This is a genomic window from Streptoverticillium olivoreticuli subsp. olivoreticuli (genome assembly GCF_003391135.1).
Lineage (GTDB): Bacteria > Actinomycetota > Actinomycetes > Streptomycetales > Streptomycetaceae > Streptomyces > Streptomyces blastmyceticus.
Genome location: NZ_CP031455.1, coordinates 7,937,275 through 7,952,617, shown reverse-complemented (window position 1 = coordinate 7,952,617; position 15,343 = coordinate 7,937,275). Strand labels below are relative to the sequence as shown.

General features: G+C 71.7%; 15 protein-coding genes. 6 read left to right on the top strand and 9 right to left on the bottom strand.

Annotated features, from left to right (window positions below):
- Positions 1-195: 195 nt before the first annotated feature.
- A complete protein-coding gene (locus DXZ73_RS34465; RefSeq protein ID WP_116214858.1) occupies positions 196-471 on the bottom strand; it encodes a winged helix-turn-helix domain-containing protein in 276 nt (91 codons plus the stop codon).
- A gap of 184 nt (positions 472-655) precedes the next feature.
- Between DXZ73_RS34465 and DXZ73_RS34460 the strand changes: the two genes are divergently transcribed.
- On the top strand, positions 656-1,009 hold the full coding sequence (locus DXZ73_RS34460) for a hypothetical protein (RefSeq protein ID WP_116214857.1): 354 nt from the start codon (positions 656-658) through the stop codon (positions 1,007-1,009).
- Positions 1,010-1,353: 344 nt separating this feature from the next.
- Positions 1,354-1,788 carry a DUF732 domain-containing protein gene (locus DXZ73_RS34450; RefSeq protein ID WP_116214855.1) on the top strand — a complete coding sequence of 145 codons (435 nt, stop codon included), beginning with the start codon at positions 1,354-1,356 and terminating at the stop codon, positions 1,786-1,788.
- A 9-nt stretch (positions 1,789-1,797) separates the two neighbouring features.
- On the opposite strand, the gene DXZ73_RS40695 is transcribed toward DXZ73_RS34450, so the two are convergent.
- Both DXZ73_RS40695 and DXZ73_RS34440 read right to left on the bottom strand, forming a co-directional pair.
- On the bottom strand, positions 1,798-2,562 hold the full coding sequence (locus DXZ73_RS40695) for a pentapeptide repeat-containing protein (RefSeq protein WP_425315935.1): 765 nt from the start codon (positions 2,560-2,562) through the stop codon (positions 1,798-1,800).
- Between the two features lie 717 nt (positions 2,563-3,279).
- Positions 3,280-4,050, bottom strand: a complete 771-nt coding sequence (locus tag DXZ73_RS34440; protein ID WP_116214853.1) for a cobalt-precorrin-6A reductase — start codon at positions 4,048-4,050, stop codon at positions 3,280-3,282.
- A gap of 80 nt (positions 4,051-4,130) precedes the next feature.
- Here DXZ73_RS34440 and DXZ73_RS34435 point away from each other — a divergent pair, with 80 nt between their 5' ends.
- Positions 4,131-5,276, top strand: coding sequence for a cobalt-precorrin-5B (C(1))-methyltransferase (locus tag DXZ73_RS34435; RefSeq protein WP_116214852.1), 1,146 nt, complete (start codon positions 4,131-4,133; stop codon positions 5,274-5,276).
- Positions 5,277-5,295: 19 nt separating this feature from the next.
- On the opposite strand, the gene DXZ73_RS34430 is transcribed toward DXZ73_RS34435, so the two are convergent.
- The 3 genes from DXZ73_RS34430 to cbiE form a co-directional block, all read right to left on the bottom strand.
- On the bottom strand, positions 5,296-5,994 hold the full coding sequence (locus DXZ73_RS34430; protein ID WP_116214851.1) for an ester cyclase: 699 nt from the start codon (positions 5,992-5,994) through the stop codon (positions 5,296-5,298).
- 102 nt (positions 5,995-6,096) lie between these two features.
- On the bottom strand, positions 6,097-6,837 hold the full coding sequence (gene cobM, locus DXZ73_RS34425) for a precorrin-4 C(11)-methyltransferase (RefSeq protein WP_116214850.1): 741 nt from the start codon (positions 6,835-6,837) through the stop codon (positions 6,097-6,099).
- A gap of 52 nt (positions 6,838-6,889) precedes the next feature.
- Positions 6,890-8,182, bottom strand: coding sequence for a precorrin-6y C5,15-methyltransferase (decarboxylating) subunit CbiE (gene cbiE / locus DXZ73_RS34420; RefSeq protein ID WP_116214849.1), 1,293 nt, complete (start codon positions 8,180-8,182; stop codon positions 6,890-6,892).
- Between the two features lie 104 nt (positions 8,183-8,286).
- On the opposite strand from cbiE, the gene tsaD reads away from it, so the two are divergent.
- On the top strand, positions 8,287-9,351 hold the full coding sequence (gene tsaD, locus DXZ73_RS34415; RefSeq protein ID WP_116216072.1) for a tRNA (adenosine(37)-N6)-threonylcarbamoyltransferase complex transferase subunit TsaD: 1,065 nt from the start codon (positions 8,287-8,289) through the stop codon (positions 9,349-9,351).
- A 114-nt stretch (positions 9,352-9,465) separates the two neighbouring features.
- Here tsaD and DXZ73_RS34410 read toward each other — a convergent pair whose 3' ends face one another.
- Positions 9,466-10,938, bottom strand: coding sequence for an SDR family oxidoreductase (locus DXZ73_RS34410; protein WP_116214848.1), 1,473 nt, complete (start codon positions 10,936-10,938; stop codon positions 9,466-9,468).
- 413 nt (positions 10,939-11,351) lie between these two features.
- Here DXZ73_RS34410 and DXZ73_RS34405 point away from each other — a divergent pair, with 413 nt between their 5' ends.
- Complete coding sequence (locus DXZ73_RS34405) at positions 11,352-11,651, top strand: chaplin (RefSeq protein ID WP_116214847.1); 300 nt, start codon at positions 11,352-11,354, stop codon at positions 11,649-11,651.
- A gap of 63 nt (positions 11,652-11,714) precedes the next feature.
- Here the strand turns inward: DXZ73_RS34405 and DXZ73_RS34400 are convergent, their stop codons facing one another.
- Complete coding sequence (locus DXZ73_RS34400; RefSeq protein WP_116214846.1) at positions 11,715-11,906, bottom strand: hypothetical protein; 192 nt, start codon at positions 11,904-11,906, stop codon at positions 11,715-11,717.
- On the bottom strand, positions 11,903-12,721 hold the full coding sequence (locus DXZ73_RS34395; RefSeq protein ID WP_116216071.1) for a sigma-70 family RNA polymerase sigma factor: 819 nt from the start codon (positions 12,719-12,721) through the stop codon (positions 11,903-11,905). Before DXZ73_RS34395 ends, DXZ73_RS34400 begins: the two co-directional genes overlap by 4 nt.
- A gap of 196 nt (positions 12,722-12,917) precedes the next feature.
- Between DXZ73_RS34395 and DXZ73_RS34390 the strand changes: the two genes are divergently transcribed.
- Entirely contained in the window at positions 12,918-15,335 is a 2,418-nt protein-coding gene (locus DXZ73_RS34390; RefSeq protein WP_116214845.1) for a phosphoketolase family protein, read from the top strand.
- Positions 15,336-15,343: the final 8 nt, after the last annotated feature.

Genomic DNA, 15,343 nt, shown 5'->3' with positions numbered 1-15,343 from the left:
GAGGGTGCCACCTCTGGGCCCCGCCCGTGCGCTTCCCTCCGAGGCGTGCGGGCGGGGCTCTGCGCTGATTGGGCCCCGGTCTTTCCCATTGCCGACTCCACCGGCACCAGACCGGGGCCCGCCGATGATCGTATGCCGCTTCGGCAGACGCCACCGCGCGCCCGTCACGGCTCCGGTAACACTCGCGGCCGGAGGCTACGACGCGCCCTCGCCGGCGGGCTCGCTGCCCTGGACGTATGTACCTCGCTGCGGGACGACGAACAGCACGTCATCGGCCACCAGGACAGCGATCGCACGGCGGACGGTCGGCCGCGAAAGTTCGTACTCCTCGCCCAACCGGGACTCGGCAGGGATCGGACGACGGGGCTTCCAGTCCCCGCGGGCGATGCGCGCCCGCAGGATGCCCGCGAGCTGTTCAAACGGGGGCTCGGGCGCATCGCGAATGATCTTCGCGTCGGGGCTGTAGTCCATGCCGACGACGCTAGCGCGAGGACAACGACAGCACACTTACGGCCACGTTCGTTGACGTTCCTTTACGAGCCTTTACGTGTCTTGACGTAAAGGGCTATCGTCGAACACGAAAACGCCCCGGAAGACCGCTTAGGACCGGTCCGCCGGGGCTCGCCGAGACAGCTTCGAAGGAGCTGAACGACTTATGCGCGATGTTATCGCCCTCGCCCTGGTGGCGGTGCTGGCACCCGTTGCGGTGCTGCTGTTCCGCCTGCTCAAGCCCGCCCACGGACGCCACGCAGCGGACCCCGCCCATGTGCCCGTGCCGACCCCCGAGCCCGCCCCCGTCAGCCCGTGGTTGTCCCCGTGGCGGAGCCCGAGCAAGGAAGAAGCGGCCGAGCTGTTCCGGCGCCAAGCCGAGGACACCCTAGAACTCCGCGTGATCCAAGAACGGCGACGAGCTCTCTTCCTCGCCACGCTCGGCGAGGACTACCCGTACAGCTACCCCGGAGCCCCGTTCCCGGCGTCCTCGTTCACCACCGCGGGGGTGTCCGCATGACTCTGGACGAGCGGTTCCCTGTCGTGCCGACTGCCCACGTGGAACCTTGCACCGAGTGCAAGACGGTCACCCGCGCCCCCGTCGCCATCCGATGGATACAGGGCACCAGCAGCTCTGGAAGAACCCTGTACGCCTGCCCCGTGTGCGCCCCGAAGCTGGGCGCCGGACCGACCCCGGACGACGTGATCCGGTAGAGCCCTCAAGACGGAACCAGCCCCGTTCGGCCATCGTGCCGGGCGGGGCTTTCCGCTGCCCCGTGGCGGATATCGATCTATCCCACGTCTACGGTGCCGATGCGTGATAAGCACGAGTGATCTTGCAGTTGCCGGTAAGGAGGGGCCACAGTGCAGAAGAAGACCCGTACATGGATCACGGTCGGTGCGGGCGTGCTCGTACTCGGGGGAATCCTGTCGCTGTTCGAGGACGACAAGGACAATGCCGAGGCCGAAGCCAAACCGTCCGCCACAGCGCCCGCCAAGCCCGCAAAGCAGCCGACCACAGCCGCGCCGAGACCGAGTTCCGGCGTCCCCTCGCCCGACACTGCGCAGACGGCCAAACTCATAGCCGCACTGCGGGACGTCGACCCAGGCTTGGTCGTCAAGGAGAGCCGCGCCGTGAGCCGTGCCCGGGACGTGTGCGCAGACCTCAAGCAGCACAAGGACCCGGACACAGTGCGCAGCAACGCAAAGCAGCGCTACCAGGGCGGAACGGTGCCGAGCTTGAGCGACGACCAAGCGGCCCGCATCGTCAGTGCCGTTGAAGAGTCGTTCTGCGGCTGATCCAGGCTGCTACCCGGCCCTGTCCGGCCACGTGCCGGGCGGGGCTTTCTGCTGAGCAGCAAGACCAAGCTGGGGCCTGTCGAGCTCTTCGGATTCCTTGATCCTTGCGATGACACGCGGATCGGCTGCTATGGCAGGGGGCAGTTGGGTGGTCGTTGTTAGATCTGCACGCATTACTTGCGTAACCGTCAGCCCCTGCGCTGATCGCAAGTTGGCCGAGTGAAGCACGGCGCCGGTGAGGTTCACCCTGTCGAGATGAGCGCCGGTGAGATCCGCCCGAAGGAGCAGAGCGCCAGCGAGGTTCGCTTCGTCGAGTCGGGCGCCGGTGAGGTTCGCCCGAAGGAGCAGAGCGCCAGTGAGGTTCGCCCCGCCGAGCCAGGCGCCAGCGAGGTTCGCTTCGTCGAGTCGGGCGCCGGTGAGGTCAGCCCTGACGAGTTGGGCGCCGATGAGATTCGCTCCAGCAAGTTGGGCACCAGTGAGGTGAAAATCGACGAGGTCGATGAATTCGTTTGCATCAACGTGGCAGCGAAAGGAAGGGCGAGTGAGCAGGGTGAGAGCCCGTTGCACATCGGCGTCAAGCTCTCGGGGAAGCGCCGGTTTGATTTCCACTCGGGAAGCGGGGCGATGGCGTGCCGCGCGGCGTGCTTCGGTGACACGCTGACGAGTGATGGGCTCCGACTCGGGTCTACGAGGGGCGCAGTCACGGATGAAGTCGTTGAGGACCCGGGCAGCGTGGGAGGCATGCCCCGGGGCATCCTCAACGATCTGTTCCATGGCCAGGACTCCGCCGATGCGTACGTACCGCTGGCCGGAACCGAGTCGTTCGAGAGCTTTGACGAACCGGTCTGTCTCCTGTCCTCGACGGTTCAAGCGGTAGTTGAGGGCCGCGTAGATCAAGAGTAAGCCTGCGCCCAAACCTCCTATGGCTTGAATGAAAGTCGACATAGCCTGCATGACGGCCGACCGGGACTGTGCCTCAGTCGAAGCCTTGACATCCGGTTTAAGGCCGGACCACCCGGGCCGCGCCATCGGTACGAGTACCCGCCATACCGGTCCACCCCACCAGACAGCCGAGGCAGCCAGCAGCAAGCCACCGCCGACTATCAACGTCACCACCAGCGCGCGACGGCGCCGTGTACGGATGCTCATGGTTCATGACAGCGCACATCTCGCCGCGACCGATCCTATTTGAGTGAAACATGAGCATTCGGACCATCGGGCTACTCCACGGCTGGTGAGGGCTTCCGCATGCCCTGACCAGGCACTAGGCTCCAGAACACCTACTTACGAGCATCGGGGCTTCCCGTAACTGGGGCTCCGCCCCAGACCCCGAAGCACGCTCCGCGCGCTGTCCTCAAACGCCGGACGGGCTGAATTCGCGGCTAGGTCCACACAATTCAGCCCGTCCGGCGTTTGAGGACGCGGCCGCAGGCCGCTCCCGCCGCAGGCGGCAACGGACCCACGGCCGGGGGTCCGGGGCACCCGCCCCGGTTACGGGAAGGGGCGGGGCTGGGGAAGAATCTCCCTCAGCCACGACGCGGCCGCACCCGGATCAGCGACCTCACGCACATCGCGAGGCACACAAGGCCGCCGCACCACCACCACCGGAACCCCCGCCTCCCGCGCGGCGACAAGCTTCGCCGAAGTCGCCGCCCCGCCGGAGTCCTTCGTCACGACGACGTCAATGCGGTGCCGACGCAGCAGCAAGCGCTCGCCGTCGAGCGTGAAGGGGCCACGGTCCAGCAGCGTCTCCATCCGCGCGGGCACCGGCGGCTCGGGGGCGTCCACGGAGCGTACGAGGAACCACATATCCTCAAGATGCGCGAAGGCGGCCAGCCCCATCCGGCCCGTGGTCAGGAACACCCGTTCCCCCAGCGCGGGCAGCGCCCGCGCCGCCTCGTCCAGCGACGCCACGGAAGTCCAGCGGTCCCCCGGGCCCGCGACCCACCCCGGGCGGCGCAGGGCGAGCAGCGGGACACGGGCGGAGGCGGCCGCCTCCGCCGCGTTGAAACTGATCGTGCCGGCGAAAGGATGGGTGGCGTCGATGAGCGCGTCCACCTGCTGCTCGCGCAGCCAGCGGGCCAGGCCGCCGGGCCCTCCGAACCCCCCGATGCGCACCTCCCCCGCGGGCAGCCGGGGCTCGGCGACGCGCCCCGCGAGGGAGCTGGTGACGCGCAGGGCCGGGTCCGCCGCCAGCTCGGCGGCCAGGCGGCGCGCCTCGGTCGTGCCGCCCAGGATCAGGACGTGGCGCTCGGCGCTCACCGCGGGCCCTTCCGTTCGCTGTGCCCGTGCTGCTGCCGGGCGTTCATGGGTCGGGGCCCACTCTACGGCCGGAGGCCACCGTGACTGAGACCGAGGCCGCGCAGCCCAAGGGCGGGCGTACCGCGCAACTCGCCCACACCGGGCTGCGGCACGGCTGGACGACGGGTGCCTGCGCGACGGCCGCGACGACCGCCGCCTACACCGCGCTGCTCACCGGCGACTTCCCCGACCCGGTGACGATCACGCTGCCCAAGGGGCAGACGCCCGCCTTCGCGCTCGCCGCCGAGGAACTGGGCGGGGGCCGGGCCATGGCCGCGGTCGTCAAGGACGCCGGGGACGACCCGGACGTGACGCACGGCGCGCTGATCCGCTCGACCGTACGCGTACTGCCGCCCGGTTCCGGGGTGGTCTTCCGCGCCGGTCCCGGCGTGGGGACCGTGACCCGCCCCGGGCTGCCGCTGCCCGTCGGCGAACCCGCCGTGAACCCCGTGCCCCGGCAGCTGATGCGCGACCACGTCGCCGAGGTCGCGGCGCGGCACGGCGGCACGGGCGACGTCGAGGTGGAGATCTCCGTGGACCACGGCGAGGAGATCGCCCGCTCCACCTGGAACCCCAGGCTCGGCATCCTGGGCGGGCTGTCCATCCTGGGCACCACGGGCATCGTCGTGCCGTATTCCTGTTCCGCCTGGATCGACAGCATCCGGCGCGGTGTGGACGTGGCGCGCGCGGCGGGCCGTACGCACGTGGCGGGCTGTACGGGTTCCACGTCGGAGAAGGTCGCGGTGGCCGTGCACGGCCTGCCGGAGGACGCCCTGCTGGACATGGGCGACTTCGCGGGCGCGGTGCTGAAGTACATCCGCCGGCACCCGGTGGACCGGCTGACGGTGGCGGGCGGTTTCGCGAAGCTGTCCAAGCTGGCGGCGGGGCATCTGGATCTGCATTCGGCGCGCTCGCAGGTCGACAAGGGGTTCCTGGCGGAGCTGGCCCGGCGGGGCGGGGCCGATGCCGGCCTCGCGGCGGCGGTCGCCGCCGCGAACACGGGCCTGGACGCGCTCCAGCGGTGCGCCGCGCGCGGCGTTCCGCTGGGTGATCTGGTCGCGGTCGCCGCGCGCGACGAGGCTCTCGCGGTGCTGCGGGGTGCGCCGGTCGCGGTCGACGTCATCTGCATCGACCGCGCGGGAACGATAGTGGGGCGGGCGGAACCTCTCGGCCCCGGGGCCGGTTGACGAACGCCCCTCCCCGGAACTACATCCGCACCGCGCCCAACTGCCGGGCCAGGCGCAGCAGGTCGTACGTCCACCAGCCTTCCTGGATCCGGCCGGCGCGGAAGCGGAAGACCGTGACGCCCGTCATCTCCACGTCCCGGTCGGTCGGTGCGACGCCCATGAACTCCCCCGTGTGCGTGCCCCGCCACGTCCATCGCGTCACCACCTCGTCGCCTTCGGCGAGTTGGCCGTGGAGAGCGAAGTGGAAGTCGAACGCGTCGCGCCAGCGGGTGACGTCGTCCTTGACGACGCCGGACCCGATGGCGGTGTCCGTCTCCTTGCCGATGTCGTGGTCGTGGTAGTCGGCGGCGAACAGCTCGTCGACGAGGCCGAGGTCGCCCCCGACGGCGATGTCCTCGAAGAAGCGGCGGGCCGTCGTCTTGTTGAGCTGTTCGTCGCGGACCACGTCGAGGTCGGTGAAGGCGGGCTCACCCTCGCAGAGGGCCACCATCTCCTCGAAGATGCGGTTGGTCTCCGGGAGATCCGAGTTCCTCATCGCCTCCTCGTACGAGGGGAACTCTATGATCTCCACATAGTGATCGCTGTCGGAGCGGTCCCGGCCGACGACGGCGTGGGTGGCGGTGCGCTTGCCCTCGGTCGCCTCGACCCACTCGTCCATGAGCCGATTCATGTCGTCGTAACTGCGGGTCTTGCAGTCGACTATCTGCATAAATGCCATGACGGCCTCACCTCCCGGGTGATATCTCCAGGTTAGACCTGGTGCGTCCGCCCGAGCCGTGCGCCGATGCCACGCGGGGTTCCACGCGGGGGTGGCCACGCCTCAGCGCTCACGCGCCGTGGAGTACAGGTGGCTGTCCGGGAACTGCTCCGCCGCCAGCGTGCGGCCGACGATGATGACCGCCGTCCGCACCACGCCCGCCTCCTTCACCTGTCCGGCGATGTCGGCGAGCGTGCCGCGCAGGACGAGTTCGTCGGGGCGGCTGGCCATGGCGACGACGGCGGCGGGGCAGTCGGCGCCGTAGTGCGGGAGGAGTTCGGAGACGACGCGGTCGGTGTAGCGGGTCGCGAGGTGCAGGACGAGCAGGGCGCCGCTGCGGCCGAGCGTGGCCAGGTCCTCACCCGGGGGCATGGGGGTGGCCTGCTGGGCGATGCGGGTGAGGATCACGGTCTGGCCCACGGTGGGGACGGTCAGCTCGCGGCCGAGCGCGGCGGCGGCCGCCGCGAAGGAGGGCACGCCGGGCACGATCTCGTACGGGATGCCCACGGCGTCCAGGCGCCGCATCTGCTCGGCGACCGCGCTGAAGACGGCGGGGTCGCCGGAGTGCAGCCGGGCCACGTCGTGACCGGCCTCGTGGGCGCGGACGAACTCGTCCGTGATCTGGTCCAGGTCCAGCCGCGCCGTGTCGACGAGGCGGGCGTCGGGCGGGCACTCGGCGAGGAGTTCACGCGGCACGAGGCTGCCCGCGTAGAGGCAGACGCCGCAGCGGGCGAGCGTCCGCGCACCGCGCACCGTGATCAGGTCGGCGGCGCCGGGGCCGGCACCGATGAAGTACACGGTCATGGCTGGAGGTCTCCTAGCGGGATGGTGGGCTGTTCTTCCGTACCTGGGCAGGTCAGGGGCGCGCCGGTGCTGCGCCGTCGGCTCCGGCCGCCGGCTTGACCACCGCCCACTGCGTCACGGGCATCGCCTGCCGCCAGCCCGTGAAGCCGCCGACGGGGACGGCGCGGGCGACGGCGAGGCGCGTCAGCTCGCCGCCGTGGCGCCGGTACCAGTCGGTGAGCTGCGCCTCGGACTCCAGGGTGACGGTGTTGGCGACGAGCCGCCCGCCCTCGGGGAGGGCGTCCCAGCAGACGGCGAGCAGGCCGGGCGCGGTGAGCCCGCCGCCGATGAACACCGCGTCGGGCACGGGCAGTCCGGCGAGCGCCGCGGGGGCCGCGCCGGTGACGACGCGCAGCGCGGGCACGCCCAGCGCCTCGGCGTTGCGGGCGATGCGCCCGGCCCGTACGGCGTCGCGTTCGACGGTGACGGCCCGGCACGAGCGGTGGGCGCGCATCCACTCGATGCCGATGGAGCCGGAACCGCCGCCCACGTCCCACAGCAGCTCGCCGGGGGCCGGGGCGAGGGCGGCCAGCGTCACGGCCCGTACATGGCGCTTCGTCAACTGCCCGTCGTGCTCGAAGGCTTCGTCCGGCAGGCCGGGCGTGAGCGGCAGGCGGGGCGCGCCGGGCGCGCGCAGGCACTCGACGGCGATCACGTTGAGGGCGTCACCGGGCGGCCGCTCCCAGCCGGCGGCCGTTCCCTCGACGTGGCGCTCGCGCTCGCCGCCGAGCTGTTCGAGCACGGTCATCCTGCTCGGCCCGAAGCCGCGCGCGTCCAGCAGTCCGGCGACCTCGGCGGGGGTGTTCGCGCCGGAGCTGAGGAGCAGCAGCCGTCGCCCGTGGTGCAGGGCGGCGGAGAGGGCCGCGAGGGGGCGGCCGACGAGGCTGAGCACCTCGGTGTCGTCCAGCGGCCAGCCGAGCCGGGCGCAGGCGTACGACACGGAGGAGGGGTGCGGCAGCACCCGCAGGCGGGCGGCGTCGCCGAGGACGTCCACGAGCGTGCGGCCGATGCCGAAGAACATGGGGTCGCCGCTGGCCAGCACGCAGACCCGCCGCCCGGCGTGCTCCGCCAGCAGTCCCGGCACGGCGGGGCGCAGCGGCGAGGGCCAGGGGACGCGCTCCCCCGCGCACTGCGCGGGCAGCAGTTCCAGCTGGCGGGGGCCACCGATCAGCACGTCGGCGCCGCACAGCGCCTCCCGGGAGGCCGGGGGGAGACCGGGCCAGCCGTCGGCGCCGATGCCTACGACGGTCACGGGGGCGTGGCTCACGGGGGCGCACCTTAGGGATCTGCGGTGGTCAGGGGGCATCGGAACTCTACTGACCTGGGGCGACGGCGGAACAGCCGGGATCCGCACCCCGCCTTGCTGCATAGGATGTGCATTTACTTATCAATGGCAGGAGGCGTGGCGTGGTGCGTTCACCGGTGGTGCTGGGGATCGAGTCGTCCTGCGACGAGACCGGTGCCGGTCTGGTCCGGGACGGAGAGCTGCTGGGGCACGCGGTCGCCTCCAGCATGGACGAGCACGCGCGCTTCGGCGGCGTCGTCCCGGAGATCGCGGCCCGCGCGCACGTGCACGCGGCGGCGCCCGTGGTGCGGGCGGCGCTCGCCGACGCGGGGCTGTCGATGGGCGACATCGGCGCGGTCGCGGTGACGACGGGCCCCGGGCTGTCCGGGGCGCTCCAGGTGGGCGTCGCGGCCGCGAAGGGCTTCGCGTACGCGCTGGGCGTGCCCCTGTACGGGGTGCACCACCTCGCCGGGCACGTGGCCGTGGACACCCTGGAGCACGGGCCGCTGCCCGACCCCTGCATGGTGCTGATCGTCTCCGGCGGCCATACGTCCCTGCTGCTCGTGCGGGATCTGGCGCGGGATCCGATCGTCCACCTCGGCGACACGCTCGACGACGCCGCGGGCGAGTGCTTCGACAAGGTCGCCCGGGTCTTCGGCCTCCCCTACCCCGGCGGGCCCGCCGTGGACCGGGCGGCACGCGAGGGCGACCCGCGGGCCGTGCCGTTCCCGCGGCCGCTGACGGGGCCGCGCGACGACCGCTACGCGTTCTCCTTCTCCGGCCTGAAGACGGCCGCCGCCCGCTGGGCGGAGCAGCACCGGGCGGCGGGGCGGCCCCTGCCCGTCGCGGACGGCGCGGCCTCCCTCCAGGAGGCGGTGGCGGACGTCCTGACGCGCAAGGCGGTCGCCGCGTGCGTCGAGCACGGGGTGGGCACGCTGGTCGTGGTCGGCGGCGTCGCGGCGAACTCACGCGTACGGACGCTGGCCCAGTCTCGCTGCGCGGCCGCGGGCATCGAGCTGCGCGTACCTCCCATGCGGCTGTGCACGGACAACGGCGCGATGGTCGCCGCGGTCGGCGACCTGCTGGTCCGCGCGGGCGCGGAGCCGGCGCCGCTGGATGTCTCGATCGACCCCTCGGCGCCGCTCGAATACGCGGCGCTGCATCCCCGGGCGCGCGTGCGGGCCGCGTAGCGGCCGCGTCCGGCGCGGCTTCGCCGCATATGCGAAATGCCGGGCGGGCTGGATTCTCCAGCGCGCCCGGCATTTCGCATATGCGGTTCGGATAGGGGAAGGCCCTCGGCCCGGCTACCAGTTCGCCCGGGAGTAGTCCTTGAGGAAGCAGCCGTAGAGATCCTCGCCCGCCTCGCCCCGGACGATCGGGTCGTAGACGCGCGCCGCACCGTCGACCAGGTCGAGCGGGGCGTGGAAGCCCTCTTCCGCGAGCCGCACCTTGTCGGGGTGCGGGCGCTCGTCGGTGATCCAGCCGGTGTCGACGGCGGTCATGAGGATGCCGTCGGCCTCCAGCATCTCCTGCGCGCTGGTGCGGGTGAGCATGTTGAGCGCGGCCTTGGCCATGTTGGTGTGCGGGTGGCCCGCGCCCTTGTAGCCGCGGCTGAAGACGCCCTCCATGGCGGAGACGTTCACCACGTACTTCCGGCGGGCCGTGGAGGCGGCCATCGCCGGACGCAGTCGGCTGACCAGCACGAACGGCGCGGTGACATTGCACAGCTGCACTTCGAGCAGCTCGACCGGGTCGACCTCCTCGACCGTCTGGATCCAGGTGTTCGTGGCGTCCAGGTCGGGCACGAGCCCGCCCGCGTCGATCGCGGTGCCGGCCTCGACCCGCGCGAGCGAGGCGGAGCCGGTGGTCAGCGCGAGCTCGGTGAGGGCCTGCGGGGTGAGCTCGTCGTGCTTGGCTCCCGCCGGGGCGGGCAGCGCGGCCTGGGCACCGCTGCCGAAGGCACCGAAGACCACCGAGGCGGGCAGCTCACCGGCGGGCAGCGGGGCGGCCTCGGCGGTGACGAGCTCGCGGTAGGCGGCCGGGGAGCGGCGGACGGTCTGGGCCGCGTTGTTGATCAGGATGTCGAGCGGGCCCTCGGCGCTGACCGAGTCGGCCAGGGCGACGACCTGGGCGGGGTCGCGCAGGTCGATGCCGACGACCTTCAGCCGGTGCAGCCAGTCCGCGCTGTCCGGCATGGCCTTGAAGCGGCGGATCGCGTCGTTGGGGAACCGCGTGGTGATGGTGGTGTGCGCACCGTCCCGCAGCAGCCGCAGGGCGATGTACATACCGATCTTCGCCCGGCCGCCGGTGAGCAGCGCGCGCTTGCCGGTGAGGTCCGTGCGGGCGTCCCGGCGGGCCCGGTTCTCGGCGGCGCAGTCCTGGCAGAGCTGGTGGTAGAACGCGTCGACCTCGACGTACCGCGTCTTGCAGATGTAGCAGGAGCGGGGGCGCTCCAGGATGCCGACGATCTGGGCGGTGGTCGTGGCCGCGAGGGGGATGCCGCGCGTCTCGTCGTCGATCCGGTCCGCGGCGCCGGTGGCGGTGGCCTCGGTGACGGCCTTGTCGTTGGCGGTCTTGGCGGCCCGGCGCTCCTGGCGGCGGCGCTGCTTGACCGTGCGGTAGATCCCGGCGGTGGCGCGGCGGATCTCGATCGCGTGCGGGTGGTCGACCGGCAGCCGGTCGAGCTCTTCGAGCACGCTCAGGCAGACCGCCATGCGCTCCGGATCGATGCCCGACTGGTGGACCGCACCGTCGCGGCTTTCTTCTGTGACCGTCATCGGCGCTGTCGTTTCCCAGTTCGTCTGATCTATTGGAGCTTCGAAGAACTGTACGTAGCCGGAGGCTGTCAGGACAAACCCGAGCGCGGAACATCACACGATCCGGTCGCGCTCACGCGGGTCACCGACTCCTCACTGTCGGTCACGACCGGCACGGCACTGCGAGCGGGCGACAGCGCGGACTCGAGGATCGCCGCTCACCGAGTACGGACACACCGCACGCCACCGGCGGCCGGAAGGTGTCCGCCCGGCAGGGGAGTTGAACACCCCTGGGGTGAACTCCCCCCAAATGCAGCCCATATGACTTATTGGGCTTTCCGGGTTAATTATGGTGTTCGGCGCCGATATTGGGCGAATCCCTCTGGATTCTCCGGCAACAATTGCCGCTCAACACCCATGAGAAAGGTTTAGCCATGTCGCGTATCGCCAAGGCCGCCGCCCTGACCCTCGCCGCCGGCGCCGCCGTTTCCGGCGCCGCGGGAATCGCTTCCGCAAATGCTGGAGCAGAGGGCGCGGCCGTAGGCTCCCCCGGCATCATCTCGGGCAATGCCATCCAGGTGCCGATTCAGATCCCGCTCAACCTCTGCGGCAACACGATCGACATCGTCGGTCTGCTGAACCCCACCTTCGGCAACACCTGCGCCAACGTCGACGAGGAAGAGCACTTCCACAGCCACGGTCACGGTGGCCACGGCGAGCACGGCCGGTGGTGACCCACCTGCCCGGAGCGCGCTTCTAGCCGCATCCGCGCAACCCGCGCCGGAGAGGGGTCACAGTCAGCCGCCGGAGTCCTCGCCTGCGCGTTCGTGGCGCCCATCATGGTCATCATGGTGGGCGCCACCGCCATGTGCGGACTCCTCACCACCGCCGTCGGCGGACTTCCCCCGGGGGCGCTGGGCGCCGGGCAGGTCGGGGATCTCGACGATCGGCGGCAGATCGGGGGTGAGGTGGGTGTGGCCGGACGTCATGGTGATACGCCTCCTGCCGTGCGGCCCGACGGGCCGGCCTTGTCGAGCAGTTCCCGGCGGAGCCGGGCGCAGGTGCGGCTGAGGATGCGGGAGATCTGCATCTGGGAGACGCCCAGCCGGGCACCTATCTGCTTCTGGGTGAGATTGCCGAAGAAGCGCCAGTACAGGACGTACTTCTCCCGCTCCGGCAGCGCGCTCAGCAGCGGCCTGAGGGCCTGCCGGTCGACCACCAGGTCCAGCGCGCGGTCCGCCCAGCCGAGGGTCTCGGCGAGCGGGAGGTCGTCGGCGCCGAGGACCGGGTGGTCCAGCGACAGTGTGTTGTGCACGCCCTCGGCGGCGAGCCCGCGGCGCACCTCCTCCTCGGTCAGACCGGTCTCCGCTGCCAGCTCCGCCGGGGTCGACCGGGCCCGGGCGTCCCGGTGGCCGAGGACCGTCTGCGCGGTGCGGACGGCCGTGCGCAGCTCCTGGTCCCGGCGCGGGATGTGCACGGACCAGGCGTGGTCGCGGATGTGGCGCTTGAGCTCGCCGTTGATGGTGGGGACGGCGAAGGTCTCGAAGGCGTGGCCGAGCCCGGGGTCGTACCGGTCGACGGCGTTGACCAGACCGAGGGCCGCCACCTGACGCAGGTCCGCGGGGCTCTCGCCGCTGCTGCGGAAGCGCAGGCTGATGCGCTCGGCCATGGGCAGCCAGGCGGCGATCACGTCCTGCCGGAGCCGGTCGCGCTCCGGGCCGGGGGGAAGGGTCGCCAGGAGCGCGAAGGCGTCGGCCGTGTCGGGGGCGTCGCGGGTGCGCCGCCGGTGTGTCGTCTCGACCATGATCACGCTTCTCCCCTCGCTCACGCGTCCAAGGAGTGCCTGCACCAGCATCTCCCGCACCACCGGACGGCGCGACTCGGAGCACACGACGGTGCACGGAGGGTGACATCGGGCGGGGTGCCGTTTCCCGGTGGAGGCGAGGGGTACCCCGTCGGGGTCCCGGACGCCGACCCGCCGCGCTCACCAGGAGCAGCACATGCCACAGGCCCCCGCAGACCCCCAGCGCCCCGCCCACGGCACCGACCCGGACCGGGGCGGGCTCACCGACGCCGAGGTGGCGGCCCTGGACGCCCACTGGCGCGCGGCCAACTACCTCTCCGCCGGGCAGATCTACCTGCTGAGCAACCCCCTGCTGACCGTCCCGCTGGAGCCCGAGCACATCAAGCCGCGGCTGCTGGGGCACTGGGGCACCACCCCCGGGCTCAATCTGATCCACACCCACCTCAACCGGGTGATCACGGCACGGGATCTGGACGCGATCTGCGTCTGGGGTCCCGGGCACGGCGGGCCGGCCGTGCTCGCCAACTCCTGGCTGGAGGGCAGCTATTGCGAGGTGTATCCGGACGTGAGCCGGGACGCGGAGGGCATGGGGCGCCTGTTCCGGCAGTTCTCCTTCCCCGGCGGAGTGCCCAGCCACGTCGCCCCGGAGACGCCGGGCTCGGTCCACGAGGGCGGCGAGCTCGGTTACTCCCTCGCCCACGCGTACGGCGCCGCCCTCGACAATCCGGGGCTGCTCGTCGCCTGCGTCATCGGTGACGGCGAGGCGGAGACGGGGCCGCTCGCGGCCTCCTGGCACGCGAACAAGTTCCTCGACCCCGTGCACGACGGGGCCGTGCTGCCGATCCTGCACCTCAACGGCTACAAGATCGCCAACCCTTCGGTCCTCGCCCGCCTCCCCGAGGAGGAGCTGGACCGGCTGCTGCGCGGATACGGCCACGAGCCGCTGTACGTGAGCGGCGACGACCCCGGCCGCGTGCACCGGGCGCTGGCCGCCGCCCTCGACCGCGCCCTGGACCACATCGCCACCGCGCAGCGCGTGGCCCGCGCGGAGGGCGTCCTCGACCGCCCGCACTGGCCGCTGATCGTGCTCCGCACGCCCAAGGGCTGGACCGGTCCCGCCGAGGTCGACGGGCTGCCCGTCGAGGGCACCTGGCGCGCCCACCAGGTCCCCCTGTCCGGGGTCCGGGACAACCCCGAACACCTGCGCCGACTGGAGGGCTGGCTGCGCTCGTACCGGCCCGAGGAGCTCTTCGACGCGCAGGGGCGGCCGCTGCCGCGGGTCCTGGAGTACGTGCCGCGCGGCGCCCGGCGGCTCGGCGCCAACCCGCACACCAACGGCGGCCTGCTCACCCGCTCGCTGCCCCTCCCGCCACTGGAGCACTACGCCGTGCCCGTGGAGCGGCCCGGCGCGGCCCTGCACGAGCCCACCCGGGTCCTCGGCCGTCTCCTCGCGCAGATCATGGCCGGCACCGCGGAGCGCCGGAACTTCCGGCTGGTCGGCCCCGACGAGACCGCCTCCAACCGGCTGGACGCCGTCTACGAGGCGACCGGCAAGGCGTGGCAGGAGCGGACCCTGCCCACCGACGAACACCTCGCCCACGACGGCCGGGTGATGGAGGTCCTCTCCGAACACCTCTGCCAGGGCTGGCTGGAGGGCTACACCCTCACCGGCCGGCATGGGCTCTTCTCCTGCTACGAGGCCTTCGCGCACATCGTGGACTCCATGGTCAACCAGCACATCAAGTGGCTCAGGACCTCCCGCGCCCTGACCTGGCGCCGCCCCGTTCCCTCCCTCAACTACCTGCTCACCTCGCACGTCTGGCGCCAGGACCACAACGGCTTCTCCCACCAGGACCCCGGCTTCGTCGACCACGTACTCAACAAGTCGCCCGAGGTCGTCCGGGTCTATCTCCCGCCGGACGCCAACACGCTGCTGTGCGTGGCCGACCACGTGCTGCGCAGCCGCGACCAGGTCAATGTGATCGTCGCGGGCAAGCAGCCGTGCTTCGACTGGCTGGGTCTTGAGGAGGCCCGCGCCCACTGCGCGCGGGGCGCCGGGGTGTGGACCTGGGCGGGCACGGAGACCGGCGAACGGCCGCCGGACGTGGTGCTCGGCTGCGCGGGCGACGTCCCCGCCCAGGAGGTGCTCGCCGCCGCGGACCTGCTCCGCCGCCACCTCCCCGAGCTGGCCGTACGGGTCGTCAACGTCGTCGACATGACGCGCCTGCTGCCGAAGGAGGAGCATCCGCACGGGATGTCCGACGCGGAGTACGACGCGCTGTTCACCGCCGACAGACCGGTCGTCTTCGCCTACCACGGCTACCCGTGGCTGATCCACCGCCTGACCTACCGCCGCACCGGCCACGCCCAACTGCACGTGCGCGGCTACAAAGAGAGGGGCACGACGACCACGCCCTTCGACATGGTCGTCAGCAACGACCTGGACCGCTACCGCCTGGTCATGGACGTCATCGACCGGGTGCCGGGGCTGGGTGCCCGCGCGGTCCCGGTCCGGCAGGCGATGGCGGACGCCCGTACCCGCCACCGCGCGTGGATCCGCGAGCACGGCACGGACCTGCCGGAGGTGACGGACTGGACGTGGTCGGGCGAGTGAGCCCCCTG